The following is a 15,615-nucleotide window of genomic DNA, read 5'->3' as shown; positions in this document are numbered from 1 at the left end:
CAGCTGCCCCCTCCGCCACTGCGACGCGGGCGGCGTGCGCCCGCTTGAGTATGCAAGCGGGGGACGGGCGAGGAGCTTTGGAGAATTGAGATGATCTTGGTGGAAGAAACACAGGTGGCTGACGCGGCTCTGCCCGTGGATGCGCTCAAGCAGCATCTGCGCCTCGGGACCGGCTTTGCTGAAGACGACGTGCAGGACGCAGTTCTGAAGTCCTTCCTGCGGGCGGCGTTGGCGGCGATCGAGGCGCGGTGCTCCAAGGCGCTGATGTCGCGGGCTTTCGTGATGACGGTCGATGAATGGCGAGAGGGGGACGCACAGCCGCTGCCGGTGGCGCCGGTCGAGGCGATCACGGATGTGACGCTGGTGGATGCCTACGGGGCGACAACGACTGCCGACCCGGCGCGGTACCGGCTGGTCAAGGACAGCTTTGCTCCGGTGCTGAAGGCGAAGGGCAGCAGCTTGCCGGGGATTTCACCGGAGGGCGCGGCGGAAGTGCGGTTCGTTGCGGGCTACGGTCCGGCGTTTGGTGACGTTCCCGCGGACCTGCAACAGGCGGTGCTACTGCTTGCGGCGCACTACTACGAATACCGGGATGAGACGGCGCTGGGCCAGGGATGCATGCCGTTCGGCGTGACGAGCCTGATCGCGCGGTATCGCCCGATGCGGCTGGGGATGGGCGTATGACGCCGTCCCTGAACAGACGCCTCGTTCTGGAGGCCCCCGTCAGGACGCCGGATGGTGCCGGGGGGTTCGTGCAGGGCTGGCAGGCGCTGGGAACGCTCTGGGCGCAGGTCGAGCCGCGCTCCGGGCGGGAGGTGAGCGGCACCGACGGGGTTCTGTCGCGGGCCGTGTGCCGGATCACCGTGCGCGGCGCGCCGGTGGGGCAGAGCAATCGCCCGGTCCCGGGTCAGCGGTTCGTCGCCGGGGACCAGGTTCACGTCATCAAGGCAGTCATCGAGGAAGGCCCGCGTGGACAGTACCTCGTCTGCCAGTGCGAAATGGAGGTCAGCCCATGAGTTACGGCATGTCCGCGCCTTTGCAGGCAGCAGTTTACACGCAGTTGCAGGCGGATGCAGCGCTTGAGGCGCTGGTCGGGGACGACATCTTCGACGCGATGCCCTCCGGGGCGGTTCCGTCGATCTATGTCTCGCTCGGGCCTGAGTTCGTCACCGAGGCGTCCGATGTCGAAGACGGCGGCGCCTGGCACGAGTTCACCATTTCGGTGGTGACGGATGTGGCCGGGTTCCAGAGCGCCAAGGAAGCCGCGGGCGCGGTGAGCGACGCGCTGGACGGGGCCGCTCTGACGTTGAGCCGGGGGCGGCTGGTCGGGCTGTGGTTCCGCAAGGCGAAGGCGAAGCGCGAGAGCAACGGTGCGCGGCGCATCGACATGACCTTCCGGGCACGTGTCGAGGACGACGCAGCCTGAAAAGATTTCCTGAACAATGCCCGTGGTTTGCGCGGGTCTTCTCTCAACCCACATCAACTGGAGTAGGATCATGGGTGCACAGAACGGCAAGGATCTTCTGATCAAGGTGGACCTGACCGGCGACGGTCAGTTCGAGACCATGGCGGGGCTGCGGGCCACGCGGGTGAGCTTCAATGCCGAGCAGGTGGATGTCACCACGCTGGAAAGCCAGGGCGGCTGGCGCGAGTTGCTGGCGGGCGCAGGCGTCAAGAGCGCGAACATCTCCGGGTCGGGTGTCTTCAAGGACGCGGGCACGGACGAGCGGGCGCGGCAGATCTTCTTCGACGGCGAAACGCCGGAGTTTCAGGTCATCATCCCGGATTTCGGCACCGTCGAGGGCGCGTTTCAGGTGACGTCCATCGAGTATGCCGGATCGCACAACGGCGAGGCGACCTACGAGGTCTCGCTGGCTTCGGCGGGTGCGCTCGAGTTCATCGCTCTGCCGGTGGCGTGATGGCCAATCCGTGGCGGGGGGAAGTGGCGCTTGTCGTGGATGGCGAGCGCCGCGTGATGCGGCTGACGCTTGGGGCGTTGGCCGAACTGGAGGCGAGCCTCGAAAGCGGCTCCCTCGTCGACCTGGTGCAGCGGTTCGAGAAGGGGGCGTTCAACACGCGGGACGTGTTGATGCTGATCGTCGCGGGGCTTCGCGGCGGCGGCTGGAACGGCCGGGCGTCGGACCTCTTGCAGGCGGAGATCGAGGGCGGGCCGATGGCGGCGGCGAAGGCCTCGGCGGAGCTGCTGGCGCGGGCCTTCATGTCGCCGGAGAGCGCGGATGCAGGGGTTTGACTGGGCCGCGCTGATGCGTGCCGGGGTGCGTGGGCTGGGGCTGAGCCCGGACGAGTTCTGGGCGCTGACCCCAGCGGAATTGCAAGTGCTGCTGGGCGAAGGCCAGGGCGGCAGGCCGATGGGGCGCTCGCGGCTCGATGAGTTGATGGCGGCGTTCCCGGATCACACGGAAGGGGCAATGGAATGAGCGAGTTGGATATGATCGACGATCTCGGCACCGAGATCGAGGCGCTGCAGGGATCGCTTGGCGGGGCCGTCGCGATGGCGGCGGAGTTCGACGCCGAACTCAAGCGCATTCACTCGACGTTCTCGGCGACGGGCGACGGCGCAGCGAAGCTGGAGCGGGCTTTGAGTTCGGGCGTGAGTCGGGCGATCGACGGCGTGGTGCTGGATGGCATGAAGCTGTCTGACGCCTTGGGCGTTGTCGCGCAGTCGATGATCAACGCGGCCTACAAGGCGGCGGTGCAGCCGGTGGCGAACCATGTCGGCGGGCTGCTCGCGTCGGGCATGTCGGCGATGTTCGGCTCGTTCTCGCCCTTTGCCAATGGCGGCAGCTTTTCCCAAGGGCGGGTGATGCCGTTTGCGAATGGCGGCGTCGTCAGCAGCCCGGTGACCTTCCCGATGCGGGGCGGCACGGGGTTGATGGGCGAGGCGGGGCCGGAGGCGATCATGCCGCTGACCCGGGGCGCCGATGGCAAGCTCGGCGTGCGGGCCCAAGGCGGCGGGCAGCCGGTGACGGTGGTGATGAATATTCACACGCCGGATGTGCAGGGCTTCCAGCGCAGCCAGTCCCAGATCGCAGCGCAGATGAGCCGGGCTCTGAGCAAGGGCGCGCGGAACAGGTAAACGGAGGGAAAGATGGCGTTTCACGAGGTAAGATTCCCGGCGGATCTGAGCTTTGGCTCGGTCGGCGGACCGGAGCGGCGCACGGATATCGTGCAACTGACCAGCGGGTTCGAAGAGCGCAACACGCCCTGGGCGCATTCGCGTCGGCGGTATGATGCGGGACTTGGGCTGCGGTCTCTGGACGATGTGTCGTCGCTGATCGCGTTTTTCGAGGCGCGGCAGGGGCAGATCTACGGCTTCCGTTGGAAGGATTGGGCGGACTACAAATCCTGCAAGCCCTCCCGCAAGCCGGAAATGGGCGATCAGGTGATCGGCCATGGCGACGGCGTGACCAAGACGTTCCAGCTGATCAAGACCTATCAGTCCGGCGAGGGCTCCTACGCACGGCCGATCACCAAGCCGGTGGCCGGGACGGTGACGGCGGCAGTGCAGGATGTGGAGGCGCGCGAGGGTGTGCATTTCACGCTGGACGTCGAGAAGGGTTTGATAACCTTCGTCGAGCCGCCTCTGGCCGGGGTCGAGGTGAGTGCCGGGTTCGAGTTCGACGTGCCGGTGCGGTTCGACACCGACCGGATCAACGTCAGTGTCGCCAGCTTCCGTGCCGGTCAGGTGCCGGATGTGCCGGTTGTGGAGGTTCGGGTCTGATGGGCGCGACGGAGCTTCACACGCATTTGCAGGCCGGGACCAGCACGGTGGCCCGGGCCTGGGCCGTGACGCGCCGGGATGGCGTGGTCTACGGGTTCACCGACCATGACCGGGATCTGTCGTTCGACGGGATCACGTTCCGGGCGGATACCGGATTGAGCGCACGGGCGCTTCAGCAGGCGACGGGGCTGGCGGTGGACAATACCGAGGCCATGGGCGCCCTGAGCGATGCCTCGATCCGCGAAGAGGACATTGCGGCAGGGCGGTTCGACGACGCCGAGGTGGTCTCCTGGCTGGTGAACTGGGCGGATGTCTCGGCGCGGCGGGTGATGTTCCGGGGCCACATCGGCGAGTTGCGCCGGGGCAATGGCGCGTTTCATGCGGAATTGCGCGGGCTGACGGACAAGCTGAACCGGCCTTTGGGGCGGGTGTTCCAGAAACCGTGTTCGGCGGTGCTGGGTGACCGGGCGTGCGGGTTCGATGTGACCTCGGGCGGGTATTTTCATGAAGGCGGGGTGCTGCGCGTCGAGGAGACGCGGGCGTTCACCTTCGCGGACCTGAGCGGGTTCGAGGACGGCTGGTTCCAGCGTGGGCGGCTAGAGGTGCTGAGCGGTTCGGCGGCGGGGCTGGCCGGGGCGATCAAGCGGGACGAGGCGCAGAGCGACGGGACGCGGCGGATCGACCTGTGGGAGCCTTTGCGCGCGGATGTCGCGCCGGGGGATCAGGTTCGGCTGATCGCGGGCTGCGACAAGCGGTTCGAGACCTGTCGGTTGAAGTTCAACAACCTCGTCAATTTCCAGGGCTTCCCGGATGTGCCGGAGGAAGACTGGGTGTTTGTCCATGCGGGCAGCGCCAAGGCGACGGGTGGGGGCAGCAGGCGATGAGCGCGATTGTTGGCGCGGCGCGGACGTGGATCGGCACGCCCTACGTGCATCAGGCGTCCACGAAGGGCGCGGGCTGTGACTGCCTCGGGCTGCTTCGGGGTGTCTGGCGCGAGGTGATCGGGCCGGAGCCGGTGCAGGTGCCCGCCTACACGATGGACTGGTCCGAGCCACAGGGCGAAGAGCGCCTGTGGCAGGCGGCTATGGCCCATCTGTCGCGCAAGTCGCTGGGCGAGCCGGCGGCGGGCGATGTGCTGCTGTTCCGGATGCGGGACGGGTCTGTTGCCAAGCATGTGGGCATCCAGTCGCGGACCGGGACGGACGCGGCATTCATTCATGCCTACAGCGGGCATGGGGTTATCGAGAGTGCGCTGAGCGCACCATGGGCGCGGCGCGTTGTGGCGCGGTTCGCCTTTCCAGCGGAGGTGTGAGGCATGGCTACGATCCTTCTTTCGGTCGCGGGTGCGGCGATTGGCAGTTCCATGGGCGGCTCGCTGCTCGGACTGAGCATGACGGCGGTTGGCCGGTTCATAGGCGCATCTTTGGGTCACGCCATCGACCAGCGCATCATGGGGCAGGGCTCCGATGCGGTGGAGGTCGGCAAGATCGACCGGTTCCGGGTGACCGGCGCTGGTGAAGGCGCCCCGATTGCACAGGTCTATGGCCGCATGCGGCTTGGCGGGCATGTGATCTGGGCGACCCATTTCGAGGAGCATGTCAAGAAGACCGGGGGTGGCGGCAAGGGGGCTCCGCCGCAGCCGAAGACCAAGACGTTCAGCTATTCGGTGAGCCTTGCCCTTGCGCTCTGCGAGGGTGAGATCGCGTCTGTGCAGCGGGTCTGGGCCGATGGCGTCGAGGTGCCGCTGAAGGACCTGAACATGCGGGTTTATCGGGGGACCCATGACCAGTTGCCCGATCCGAAGATCGAGGCGGTGGAGGGAACGGGGCTGGTGCCGGCGTACCGGGGCACCGCCTATGTGGTCATGGAGGATCTGCAACTCGGCGAATTCGGCAACCGGATTCCGCAGTTCAGCTTTGAAGTCGTACGGCCCGAGCTGGAGGACGCCGGCGATGTGCCGAACGCGGTGACCGGCGTGGCGATGATCCCGGGGACGGGGGAATATGCGCTGGCGACCGAGCCGGTCTATATGAACTATACCGCCGGTTCGACGAACCAGTTTGGCATTTCCAAGGCCGGCAAGAAGGTGGTGAACGTCAATTCGCCCTCCGAGGATCCGGATTTCAATACTTCTCTCAAGCAGTTGAGGGAGGAAATGCCGGGCTGTACGTCGGCATCGCTTGTGGTGAGCTGGTTCGGCAGCGACCTGCGCTGCGGGTCCTGTGAGATCAAGCCGAAGGTGGAGGATCAGGAGTTCGAGGCTCCGAAGATGCCGTGGTCGGTCAGCGGGCTGACGCGCGACGAGGCGGAGATGGTGCCGACCTCCATGGAGCGGCCTGTCTATGGCGGCACGCCAACGGACACGTCCGTGGTGCAGGCAATCCGCAAGATGGCCGACGAGGGTGTGGAGGTGATGTACTATCCCTTCATCCTGATGGAACAGATGACCAACAGCCTGCCCGATCCCTGGACCGGCGCGGCAGGTCAACCAAAACTGCCGTGGCGCGGGCGGATCACGCTCAGCGTTGCACCGGGGCGGGACGGCTCGCCGGATGGCACGGCTGTCGCGGATGCGGAGGTGGCCGCGTTCATCGGTACGGTAACGGCGGCGGATTTCGCAGTGGGCAACGGGACCGTCACATACACTGGTCCGGCGGAGTGGAGTTACAGCCGGTTCATTCTGCACCAGGCGGCGCTTTGTGCGGCGGCGGGCGGCGTGAACGCGTTTTGCATCGGCTCCGAGATGGTCGGTCTGACGCAGATCCGGGGCGCCGCGGGCTTCCCGGCGGTGCAGGCGCTCAAGGCGCTGGCGGCGGAGTGTCGGACGTTGCTCGGGCCATCCGTCAAGCTGGGCTATGCGGCGGACTGGACGGAGTATTTCGGGTATCATCCGCAGGATGGTTCGGGGGACCTCTATTTCCACCTCGACCCGCTTTGGAGCGATGACGAGATCGACTTCGTCGGGATCGACAACTACATGCCGCTCTCCGACTGGCGCGACGAGGAGGACCATGCGGATGCCGCGTGGCAGTCGATCTACAACCTCGATTACCTCAAGGCGAACATCGCTGGGGGTGAAGGGTATGACTGGTTTTACGACAGCCAGGAGGGCCGGGACTTCCAACGCCGGGAGCCCATTACCGATGGCGCCTATGATGAGCCCTGGGTCTGGCGCTACAAGGACATCCGGAACTGGTGGTCGCATGACCATTACGAGCGGATTGGCGGTGTGCGTGCGGAGGACCCGACCGAGTGGGAACCGCAGAGCAAGCCGATCTGGTTCACGGAACTGGGCTGCGCATCGGTGGACAAGGGCACCAACCAGCCGAACAAGTTCGTCGATCCAAAAAGCTCGGAATCGTCTTTGCCGTATTATTCCAACGGAATGCGCGACGAGTTGATCCAGCGTCAGTACATCCGCGCGATGTACGATTACTGGGGCGACGCGGCGCACAATCCGGTGTCGGAGGTCTATGGAGAGTCGATGATCGACATGGGCAAGGCCTTTGTCTGGGCCTGGGACGCGCGGCCCTATCCGTGGTTCCCGGGCAATGCGGACCTGTGGTCGGACGGGCCGAACTACCGGCGCGGGCATTGGCTGAATGGCCGGGCGTCGGGGCGGACGTTGGCCTCGGTCGTGCGCGAAATTTGTGAGCGGTCCGGGCTGACGGAGATCGACACCAGCCAGTTGCATGGCTACGTGCGCGGCTACGTCGTGCCCCGGGTTTCGGATGCGCGGCATGCCTTGCAGCCGTTGATGATCGCCTATGGCTTCGACGCCATCGAACGCGACGGGCTTCTGGTGTTCCGGATGCGGACCGGGGCGAATCCGGTCGATCTGGACCCGGCGGCCTTCGCCCTGAGCGAGGATGTCGAGGGCGACCTGATGGAGACCCGCGCCGGAGAGGTAGAGATGGTCGGCCGGGTGCGCGTCGGGTTCGTCGAGGCGGACGGCGATCATGCGGTGTCGACTGAAGAAACCGTGCTGCCGGACGAGCGCACCCATGCGGTGGCGGAGACCGATCTGAACATGACCCTGACCCGGGCCGAGGGGCGGCAGACCGCCGAGCGCTGGCTCGCCGAAGCGCGTGTGGCGCGGGACAGCATGCGTTTTGCCCTGCCGCCGTCGAAGCTGGCGCTGGGCGCGGGCGATATCGTGCGGCTGCCGTCGAAGTCCGGGCCGGTGCTGGCGCGCATTGACCGGGTCGAGGTGACCGACCGGCAGATCATCGACGCGGTGCGGATCGTGCCGGATGTGTTCAAACCGGCGGTATTCGATGACGAGGGCGCCCAGATGCGCACGGTCAAGGGCGTGGCCCCGGTCACGCCGGTGTTCATGGACCTGCCGCTGATTCGCGGCGACGAGGTGCCGCATGCGCCGCATCTCGCCATCGTGGCGGACCCCTGGCCGGGGAGCGTGGCGGTTTATGACTCGGCGTTCGATGCGGATTACCTGCTGAACGAGATCATCGCGACACGCTCCACCGTGGGCGTCACGGAGGTGCCGTTGTTCGCGGGGCCTGTCGGGCGGATGGACACGGGTGCGCCGCTGCGGATTACGCTGCCGCATGGCACGCTCCAGTCCATTTCGGACGAGGCGCTGCTGGCGGGCGGGAACCTGATGGCGATCGGAGACGGCACGCCGGACCGGTGGGAACTCCTGCAGTTTCGGGAGGCGGACCTTGTCGGGCCGAAAACCTGGGAACTCAGGAACCGGCTGCGCGGGCAATTGGGCAGCGATGCGCTGATGCCGCAGACCTGGCCCGCCGGATCGCTCGTGGTGATGATGGACGGCCTGCCGACCCAGATCGCCCTTGCGGCGGCACAACGGCGGATGCAGCGGCATTTCCGCATCGGACCGGCGCGTCGGCCCTATGACGACCCGAGCTACGTGCACGAGATCCATGCCTTCGAGGGCAACGGGTTGCGGCCGTACAGCCCGGTGCATCTGACGGCCTCGGGATCGGCAACGGGGCAGACCCTGCGCTGGATCCGGCGGACGCGGATCGAGGGCGACAGCTGGGACCTTGCGGATGTCCCGCTGGGCGAAGACCTCGAGGCCTATGTCGTGCGGGTGGAGCAGGGCGGTACGGTGCTGCGCGAGGCGCAGGTGGCGGTGCCGGAGTGGACCTATACCAGCGCCATGCAAAGTGCAGACGGAGCCAGCGGTCTCGCCACGCTGTCGGTGGCGCAGGTCTCCGCCCGGTTCGGCCCGGGGCCGTTCGCCAGTACGGTGGTGATGCTGTGAGGCCGGTCCTGCATGGCGATGTGAGCGCGGCGGCGCGGGTGCTTCTGATGGTGCCCGCCTGCGCCCGAGAGGCGCTGGCCCGGCGGCTGGTGACGCAGGCAGAGGCGGCGGACCGTTACCGCAAGCGGCTCGGCAAGGCGCATCCGTTCTGGGGCAACGGCACGCTGATGGCGGCGGCGCTGGGGTGGGGCCGCCTGCCACCCGAGCGGCGGCTGGACGATCCGGATTTCGCGGAGTGTTTCGTGGCCGTTCTGGAGGCGCTGCGGGGGCGGCGGAACATGCCGGGGTAGCGCTCTCTTGCTTCTGGCAGGCGTGTATGGACCCCGGCTCACTCCCGGGGCTTCCATCATATTCGTCTTGCCAATGCGGTCCGGCGCTGATGTCCCGGGTCAAGCCGGGACGCGGCGAAACAGGCAATCACCACGTCCGAAGGACGCGGGTGCGGGGGGGGGGGGCACGCGCGGACCGGGTCGGCCTTTCTGTCTGCCGCGTTCACAGCTGGCGATTTACCGCATCACGGATTTGCGTTTCGCGACAAAGCGACTATCTGCTATCGTGCCCGGGTCAAAGGAGAAACACGATGGCTGAAACGCGCGCAAGACTTGCCGAATTCGATCCCGTCTGGGCCCGTGTGGTGCGGGAGGCGGAGGAGGCCGTTCAGGCGGAGCCTCTGCTGGGCGGCATGGTGCATTACTCGATCCTGCATTACCCGACGCTGGAGAAGGCGCTCGCCTTCCGGATTTCGCTCAAGCTGGCCAACGGCGAGATGTCCGAGCAGATCCTGCGGGAAATCTGCGACGGTGCCTACGAGGCCGATCCCGATCTTGCCGCCGCCGCACGTGCCGACATCGTCGCGGTCTACGACCGTGACCCTGCCTGCCACCGTTACCTGCAGCCGCTGTTGTTTTTCAAAGGGTTCCAGGCCGTTCAGGCGTATCGCGTCGGCAACTGGCTGTGGAAGCAGGGGCGGCGCGACATGGCGTATTTCTTCCAGATGCGCTCCTCCGAAGTCTTCGGCATCGACATCCACCCGGCGGCGAAGATCGGCCGGGGCATCATGATCGACCACGCCCATTCCATCGTCATCGGCGAGACGGCGGTGGTGGGCGACAACGTCTCCATGCTCCATTCGGTGACCCTCGGCGGCACCGGCAAGGAAGAGGAAGACCGTCACCCGAAGATCGGCAATGGCGTGCTGATCGGGGCCGGGGCCAAGGTGCTCGGCAACATCCGCATCGGCGACTGCAGCCGCATCGCGGCGGGGTCCGTTGTCCTGAACGAGGTGCCGGAGTGCACCACGGTGGCGGGTGTTCCGGCGAAGATCGTCGGCAAGGCGGGCTGCGCCCAGCCGTCGATCAGCATGGACCACCTGCTGCGGGATGCGGACAAGGTGTGAGGCGGGGCCCGTGCCCGCCGGTCAGGCGGGCTCGGCTTGTTGCATCAATTTCGCATGGTCGGCCTGACTGATCGTGATGTCGTAGACTTGTGCTCCGTAGGCACGGGCTCCAGCCGCTTCAGCGTAGGCAAAGAAGTCATCAGCCGGAAGCCGGAAGACTGCCTTCTGATCCACGCTGAGATGGACGTAGAACGGGTCTGATGTCTCGTTGTAAGGCGTCAAAGTCCGGACGTCCGGTCCGATGAAAAAGGCCGTATAGGGCTCCCGAACGTTGGATACAGGTTTTGACAAACCGAACATCCGTCGCAGTGTCGATTGCGGCGGTGCCGCGGGCGGGGTGAAAGACATGAGGCTGGCGGCAAAGATATCTTCCCGGTCATCCAACGTCTGCAAGTCGATCCCCACCTGCATCACCGCGCGAATTGCGTCCTCCAGTGAACCGGCGTCCTGCTCAAACATGTCCGGGGTCACGGCAAATGTGCGCTTGTAGCCTGCAACGCTAAGGGGCCCGCCCTCGGCGGCGTCATCGGGGCGCCGGGCGAGGAAATACGCTTCGTCGAACCGCTCGGCGACCCAGTCCTCGCCGCCGTAGTCCGCGATGTATTCCGGGGAAAAACTGTCTTCGCTGTCCTCGGGCACGACGGACGCACCAGTAAGCCAGGCGATGGCGGCCGCGACGTCCCGGGTCAGGCGGGCATCCGTTTTGGGGGTGAAGGCGTTGACTCCGACCTCATAGCCCTCGTCGGAGTGATAGACACAGGCCCCGCGCAGGGATTTTCCGGGGATGTGGAAGATCATCTTGTTGTCGTCCACCGAAACTTCGGGGCGTCCGAGGGCTTCGAGAATCTGGTCTGCGGTGACGGTCTTGTCGGTGGCAATGTTGAAATAGAAACTCACTCAAACGGTCTTTCGTCGGGGGCGTTGCGGATGGCATTGCCCGTGTTGTTGCGCCTCAGGCCAGCATGGCCATGGGGTTTTCCAGGTTGTCCTTGATCGCGGTCAGCAGTTCCGCCCCTAGTGCCCCGTCGATGACGCGGTGATCGACGGAGAGGGTGACGGACATGATCGTGGCCACTTCGATCTGGTCGTCCTTGCCGACCACAGGCTTTTTCACCCCCGCGCCAACGGCCAGGATCGCGCCGTGCGGCGGGTTGATGACCGCGTCGAAATTGTCGATGCCGAACATGCCGAGGTTGGAAATCGCGAAGCTGCCGCCCTGGTATTCATGCGGCGCGAGTTTGCGGGACTTGGCGCGGGCGGCGAGGTCTTTCATTTCAGCCGAAAGCGCCGAAAGGCTCTTGTTTTCAGCGTCTTTCAGCACCGGCGTGAACAGCCCCCCGTCGATGGCGACGGCGACGGCCACGTCGGACGGCTCCAGTTGAAGGATACGGTCGCCGGCCCAGACGGCGTTGGCCTTGGGCACCTGCTGGAGCGCGAGGGCGCAGGCCTTGATGATGAAGTCGTTGACCGAGAGTTTGACGCTGCGGTGCTCCAATTGCTTGTTGAGCTGGCTGCGGAAGGTCAGGAGCGCGTCGAGGCGGATGTCGCGGCGCAGGTAGAAATGCGGGATCGACTGCTTGGCCTCGGTGAGGCGGGCGGCGATGGTCTTGCGCATGCCGTCGAGCGGGACCTCCGTGAAGGCGCGGCCTTCGTAGAGTTTGGCGATTGCGCCGGGGTCGGCAGGCCGGGGCGCCTGTATCGCGGGGGCCTGCGCGGCGGGTGCCGGAGACTGTGCCGTCGCCGGTTGCGTCTCTGCTCTCTCCACGTCCGCCTTGACGATGCGGCCGCGCGGGCCGGAGCCCTTGATCACGCTGAGATCGAGCCCCTTGTCGGCGGCAATACGGCGGGCGACGGGGGTGGCGAAGATCCGGGTTCCGTCCTGTTCTGGAGCCGGGGGGGCGGCCTTCTCGGGGCCCCTTGCAGGAGCCACCTCGGCGGCCGCGGTTGCCTCCGCCTGCGGCTTCGCAACCGGCGCGGCGATGTCGCCGGCGCTTTCCCCGTCTTCGAGCAGGACGGCGATGGGTGTGTTGACCTTCACCGCTTCGGTGCCCTCGGCGATCAGGATCTTGCCGATGGTACCCTCGTCCACGGCCTCGAACTCCATCGTCGCCTTGTCGGTCTCGATCTCCGCGATCACGTCCCCGGATTGGACCGTGTCGCCCTCCATGACCAGCCATTTGGCGAGGGTGCCTTCCTCCATGGTCGGAGAGAGGGCGGGCATGAGGATTTCTGTCGGCTGGGGGGCGGGGGGGGGGTTTTTGTGGGGGGGGCGGGGGCCCGGCGGGGCCGGCCCCTCGGACTCCCCGGAGTATTTGGAAAGAGAAGAAAGCAGGACAAGCGTGTCGTAGGGTCGGCGCGGCGTTCTACCGGATGCCAGGGTCTTGATCGCCTCGGCCAGCGGCTTGCGGTGGGCGGCGATCCATTCGTAGGCGTCCTGATGTGTGGGGCGGTCGCCGGGACGCAGGCCCGCCATCAGGAATTCCGGCACGAGGGCGCGGCCTGCGTCGGTCTCGATGCGGTAGGCTTCGCGCGCGGCGTCGCGGCCCTGGACCTCGACCCGGGGGCTCATGTCTCGGCGCCAATCAGCCGGATGCGGTCGAACGGAGCGCGGGGTGTTCCACCGTCCCGCAGGGTCTCCAGTGCCCCTGCGATGGTGGCGCTTTCCGCAGCAATCCACGCCTCGGCGTCTTCGCGTGCGCCGCCGCCGGTCTGCTCCGAGAGCAGGTCCGCCGGGATCAAGCCCTGCGTGGCGCCGTCGCTCAGCGCCACCAGATAGCCGCCGCGCCCGTCCGGGCCGTTCATCTCGAGCGTGCTCATCGGTAGGTGACCTGTTTCACCGCCTCGATCACTTCGGCGGTGGTGACCAGCGCGTGCTTTTCGAGGTTCGCGGCGTAGGGCATCGGAACGTCCTTGCCGGTGCAGTTGATGACCGGCGCGTCGAGGTAGTCGAAGGCCTCCTGCATCAGCACGGCAGAGATGTGGTTGCCGATGGCGCCCACCGGGAAGCCCTCTTCGATGGTTACGCAGCGGTTGGTCTTCTGAACCGAGGCGATTACGGTGGCGGTGTCCATGGGCCGCAGAGTGCGCAGGTCGATAACCTCGGCGCTGATCCCCTCGGCGGCCAGTTTCTCCGCCGCTTCGAGCGCATAGGTCATGCCGATTCCGAAGCTGACGAGGGTGACGTCCGTGCCCTCGCGCCAGATGCGGGCCTTGCCGAAGGGAACGGTGTAATCGTCCAGTTGCGGCACGTCGAAGCTGCGCCCGTAGAGTATCTCGTTTTCGAGGAAGATCACCGGGTTCGGATCGCGGATGGCGTTCTTCAGGAGGCCCTTCGCGTCGGAGGCGGAGTAGGGCATGCAGACCCTCAGCCCCGGGATATGGGCGTACCAAGCGGCGTAATCCTGGGAGTGCTGGGCGCCGACACGGGCCGCCGCGCCGTTGGGCCCGCGGAAGACGATGGGGCAGCCCATCTGGCCGCCGGACATGTAGAGCGTCTTCGCCGCCGAGTTGATGATCTGGTCGATCGCCTGCATGGCGAAGTTGAAGGTCATGAACTCGACAATGGGCCGCAAACCGCCGAAGGCCGCGCCGACGCCGATGCCGGCGAAGCCGTGTTCGGTGATCGGCGTGTCGATCACGCGCTTCGAGCCGAATTCATCGAGCAGGCCCTGGCTGATCTTGTAGGCGCCCTGATACTCGGCCACTTCCTCGCCCATGAGGAAGACGTCCGGGTTGGCGCGCATTTCTTCGGCCATGGCATCACGGAGCGCCTCGCGGACGGTCTGCTTCTTCGTCTTCGTTCCATCGGGCCAGGGGGCCTCCGCCTTGGCCGGGGCTGGGGCGGGGTGCGTCTTCGCGGCGGCGGGCTGATCCTCGGACGTCAGGGTCTTGTCCGCCGGGACGGGCTGCTGCGCCGGGCCGGTCGGTTTGGCATCCGCGACGCTTTCGCCCTCTTCGACCAGCACCGCGATGGGGGTGTTCACCTTCACGTCCGCCGTGCCCTCGGGAATCAGGATCTTGCCGACGATGCCTTCGTCCACCGCCTCGAACTCCATCGTCGCCTTGTCGGTCTCGATCTCCGCGATCACGTCACCGGACTGGACCGTGTCGCCCTCCTTGACCAGCCATTTGGCCAGGGTGCCTTCCTCCATCGTGGGAGACAGCGCGGGCATCAGGATTTCGGTTGCCATCACTGAGCCTCCGCATAGATGTCGGTCCAAAGCTCATCAAGGTCCGGCTCCGGGCTTTCCCGGGCGAAGTCCGCGCTGTCGTTCACGATCTTCTTGATCTCCTTGTCGATCCCTTTCAGATCCTCCTCCGAGGCGTGCTTGCCCTGCAGGAGCAATTCGCGGACGTGGTCGATGGGATCGCGTTCCTCGCGCATCTTCTGCACCTCCTCGCGGGTCCGGTACTTGGCCGGATCGGACATGGAGTGGCCGCGATAGCGGTAGGTCTTGATCTCGAGGATGTACGGGCCCTTGCCCGCGCGGCAGTGCTTCACCGCCGTCTCGCCGGCCGCCTTGACCGCCAGCACGTCCATGCCGTCGACGATCTCGCCGGGGATGCCGAAGGCGGTGCCGCGGGTGTAGAGTTCGGGCGTGGAGGTGGAGCGTTTCTGCGCCGTACCCATGGCGTACTGGTTGTTTTCGATGACGAATACCACGGGCAGGGACCAGAGGGCGGCCATGTTGAAGGTCTCGTAAACCTGACCCTGGTTGGCCGCGCCATCGCCGAAATAGGTGAAGGTGACGCGGCCGTTGTCCTTGTACTTGTCGGCAAAGGCAAGGCCCGCGCCGAGCGGCACCTGTGCGCCGACGATGCCGTGGCCGCCGTAGAAATGCTTCTCACGGCTGAACATGTGCATGGAGCCGCCCTTGCCCTTGGAGTAGCCGCCGATCCGCCCGGTCAACTCCGCCATGACGCCGTTCGGGTCCATGCCGCAGGCGAGCATATGGCCGTGGTCACGATAGGAGGTGATGCGCTTGTCACCCTCCTCGCAGGCGGCCTCCAGCCCGACGACAACCGCTTCCTGGCCGATGTAGAGGTGACAGAAGCCACCGATCAGGCCCATGCCGTAAAGCTGTCCGGCCTTCTCCTCGAAGCGGCGGATGAGCAGCATGTCGCGGTAATAGCTGAGCAATTCCTCTGCCGACACGTTCGGCCTGGCCGTCGTCTTGCGCGTCGCCATGCGCACTCCTCCCCGGACTTTTGTTTAACCTTGAACGGTTT

General features: G+C 66.1%; 18 protein-coding genes. 13 read left to right on the top strand and 5 right to left on the bottom strand.

Annotated features, from left to right (window positions below; genetic code table 11):
* The first annotated feature begins 90 nt into the window (after positions 1-90).
* The 13 genes from ACP159_RS18540 to cysE all read left to right on the top strand — a co-directional run bounded on the left by ACP159_RS18540 (position 91) and on the right by cysE (position 10,386).
* Positions 91-684, top strand: coding sequence for a head-tail connector protein (locus tag ACP159_RS18540; protein WP_425101200.1), 594 nt, complete (start codon positions 91-93; stop codon positions 682-684).
* Positions 681-1,016, top strand: a complete 336-nt coding sequence (locus tag ACP159_RS18535) for a head-tail adaptor protein (protein WP_425101199.1) — start codon at positions 681-683, stop codon at positions 1,014-1,016. The genes ACP159_RS18540 and ACP159_RS18535 overlap by 4 nt, the downstream gene beginning before the upstream one ends.
* Positions 1,013-1,426, top strand: a complete 414-nt coding sequence (locus tag ACP159_RS18530; protein ID WP_425101198.1) for a DUF3168 domain-containing protein — start codon at positions 1,013-1,015, stop codon at positions 1,424-1,426. Before ACP159_RS18535 ends, ACP159_RS18530 begins: the two co-directional genes overlap by 4 nt.
* 70 nt (positions 1,427-1,496) lie before the next feature.
* Positions 1,497-1,919 (top strand): phage major tail protein, TP901-1 family, encoded by a 423-nt coding sequence (locus ACP159_RS18525; protein WP_425101197.1) that lies wholly within the window; start codon positions 1,497-1,499, stop codon positions 1,917-1,919.
* Positions 1,919-2,251, top strand: a complete 333-nt coding sequence (locus tag ACP159_RS18520; RefSeq protein WP_425101196.1) for a gene transfer agent family protein — start codon at positions 1,919-1,921, stop codon at positions 2,249-2,251. The genes ACP159_RS18525 and ACP159_RS18520 overlap by 1 nt, the downstream gene beginning before the upstream one ends.
* Positions 2,238-2,438, top strand: coding sequence for a rcc01693 family protein (locus ACP159_RS18515; RefSeq protein WP_425101195.1), 201 nt, complete (start codon positions 2,238-2,240; stop codon positions 2,436-2,438). The genes ACP159_RS18520 and ACP159_RS18515 overlap by 14 nt, the downstream gene beginning before the upstream one ends.
* Positions 2,435-3,097, top strand: a complete 663-nt coding sequence (locus ACP159_RS18510; RefSeq protein WP_425101194.1) for a phage tail tape measure protein — start codon at positions 2,435-2,437, stop codon at positions 3,095-3,097. The genes ACP159_RS18515 and ACP159_RS18510 overlap by 4 nt, the downstream gene beginning before the upstream one ends.
* Before the next feature lie 12 nt (positions 3,098-3,109).
* On the top strand, positions 3,110-3,742 hold the full coding sequence (locus ACP159_RS18505) for a phage distal tail protein, Rcc01695 family (RefSeq protein ID WP_425101193.1): 633 nt from the start codon (positions 3,110-3,112) through the stop codon (positions 3,740-3,742).
* Complete coding sequence (locus ACP159_RS18500) at positions 3,742-4,626, top strand: DUF2163 domain-containing protein (protein WP_425101192.1); 885 nt, start codon at positions 3,742-3,744, stop codon at positions 4,624-4,626. Before ACP159_RS18505 ends, ACP159_RS18500 begins: the two co-directional genes overlap by 1 nt.
* Complete coding sequence (locus ACP159_RS18495; RefSeq protein WP_425101191.1) at positions 4,623-5,054, top strand: NlpC/P60 family protein; 432 nt, start codon at positions 4,623-4,625, stop codon at positions 5,052-5,054. The genes ACP159_RS18500 and ACP159_RS18495 overlap by 4 nt, the downstream gene beginning before the upstream one ends.
* A 3-nt stretch (positions 5,055-5,057) precedes the next feature.
* The gene (locus ACP159_RS18490) at positions 5,058-8,990 is read left to right on the top strand and encodes a baseplate multidomain protein megatron (protein WP_425101190.1); all 3,933 of its coding nucleotides are present in this window, start codon (positions 5,058-5,060) and stop codon (positions 8,988-8,990) included.
* Positions 8,987-9,280, top strand: a complete 294-nt coding sequence (locus ACP159_RS18485) for a hypothetical protein (protein ID WP_425101189.1) — start codon at positions 8,987-8,989, stop codon at positions 9,278-9,280. Before ACP159_RS18490 ends, ACP159_RS18485 begins: the two co-directional genes overlap by 4 nt.
* 290 nt (positions 9,281-9,570) lie before the next feature.
* Entirely contained in the window at positions 9,571-10,386 is an 816-nt protein-coding gene (gene cysE, locus ACP159_RS18480) for a serine O-acetyltransferase (RefSeq protein ID WP_425101188.1), read from the top strand.
* Positions 10,387-10,407: 21 nt separating this feature from the next.
* On the opposite strand, the gene ACP159_RS18475 is transcribed toward cysE, so the two are convergent.
* The 5 genes from ACP159_RS18475 to pdhA form a co-directional block, all read right to left on the bottom strand.
* A complete protein-coding gene (locus ACP159_RS18475) occupies positions 10,408-11,283 on the bottom strand; it encodes a hypothetical protein (RefSeq protein WP_425101187.1) in 876 nt (291 codons plus the stop codon).
* A gap of 55 nt (positions 11,284-11,338) precedes the next feature.
* On the bottom strand, positions 11,339-12,607 hold the full coding sequence (locus tag ACP159_RS18470; RefSeq protein ID WP_425101341.1) for a pyruvate dehydrogenase complex dihydrolipoamide acetyltransferase: 1,269 nt from the start codon (positions 12,605-12,607) through the stop codon (positions 11,339-11,341).
* Between the two features lie 344 nt (positions 12,608-12,951).
* Entirely contained in the window at positions 12,952-13,203 is a 252-nt protein-coding gene (locus ACP159_RS18465; RefSeq protein ID WP_425101186.1) for a hypothetical protein, read from the bottom strand.
* On the bottom strand, positions 13,200-14,576 hold the full coding sequence (locus ACP159_RS18460; RefSeq protein ID WP_425101185.1) for a pyruvate dehydrogenase complex E1 component subunit beta: 1,377 nt from the start codon (positions 14,574-14,576) through the stop codon (positions 13,200-13,202). Before ACP159_RS18460 ends, ACP159_RS18465 begins: the two co-directional genes overlap by 4 nt.
* A complete protein-coding gene (gene pdhA / locus ACP159_RS18455) occupies positions 14,576-15,574 on the bottom strand; it encodes a pyruvate dehydrogenase (acetyl-transferring) E1 component subunit alpha (RefSeq protein ID WP_425101184.1) in 999 nt (332 codons plus the stop codon). Before pdhA ends, ACP159_RS18460 begins: the two co-directional genes overlap by 1 nt.
* Positions 15,575-15,615: the final 41 nt, after the last annotated feature.

It is taken from the genome of Tropicibacter sp. S64 (assembly GCF_049803835.1).
GTDB lineage: Bacteria > Pseudomonadota > Alphaproteobacteria > Rhodobacterales > Rhodobacteraceae > Pacificoceanicola.
Note: the sequence above shows the minus strand (reverse complement) of the source record. Positions and strands in the feature narration are given on the sequence as shown.

Coding starts and splice junctions, on each gene's coding strand:
- ACP159_RS18520 (WP_425101196.1), top strand. CDS start 1,919: ATGGCCAATCCGTGGCGGGGGGAAGTGGCGCTTGTCGTGGATGGCGAG.
- ACP159_RS18470 (WP_425101341.1), bottom strand. CDS start 12,607: ATGCCCGCCCTCTCTCCGACCATGGAGGAAGGCACCCTCGCCAAATGG.
- ACP159_RS18460 (WP_425101185.1), bottom strand. CDS start 14,576: ATGGCAACCGAAATCCTGATGCCCGCGCTGTCTCCCACGATGGAGGAA.
- ACP159_RS18490 (WP_425101190.1), top strand. CDS start 5,058: ATGGCTACGATCCTTCTTTCGGTCGCGGGTGCGGCGATTGGCAGTTCC.
- ACP159_RS18540 (WP_425101200.1), top strand. CDS start 91: ATGATCTTGGTGGAAGAAACACAGGTGGCTGACGCGGCTCTGCCCGTG.
- ACP159_RS18465 (WP_425101186.1), bottom strand. CDS start 13,203: ATGAGCACGCTCGAGATGAACGGCCCGGACGGGCGCGGCGGCTATCTG.
- ACP159_RS18535 (WP_425101199.1), top strand. CDS start 681: ATGACGCCGTCCCTGAACAGACGCCTCGTTCTGGAGGCCCCCGTCAGG.
- ACP159_RS18525 (WP_425101197.1), top strand. CDS start 1,497: ATGGGTGCACAGAACGGCAAGGATCTTCTGATCAAGGTGGACCTGACC.
- ACP159_RS18500 (WP_425101192.1), top strand. CDS start 3,742: ATGGGCGCGACGGAGCTTCACACGCATTTGCAGGCCGGGACCAGCACG.
- ACP159_RS18510 (WP_425101194.1), top strand. CDS start 2,435: ATGAGCGAGTTGGATATGATCGACGATCTCGGCACCGAGATCGAGGCG.
- ACP159_RS18515 (WP_425101195.1), top strand. CDS start 2,238: ATGCAGGGGTTTGACTGGGCCGCGCTGATGCGTGCCGGGGTGCGTGGG.
- ACP159_RS18495 (WP_425101191.1), top strand. CDS start 4,623: ATGAGCGCGATTGTTGGCGCGGCGCGGACGTGGATCGGCACGCCCTAC.
- cysE (WP_425101188.1), top strand. CDS start 9,571: ATGGCTGAAACGCGCGCAAGACTTGCCGAATTCGATCCCGTCTGGGCC.
- ACP159_RS18530 (WP_425101198.1), top strand. CDS start 1,013: ATGAGTTACGGCATGTCCGCGCCTTTGCAGGCAGCAGTTTACACGCAG.
- ACP159_RS18505 (WP_425101193.1), top strand. CDS start 3,110: ATGGCGTTTCACGAGGTAAGATTCCCGGCGGATCTGAGCTTTGGCTCG.
- pdhA (WP_425101184.1), bottom strand. CDS start 15,574: ATGGCGACGCGCAAGACGACGGCCAGGCCGAACGTGTCGGCAGAGGAA.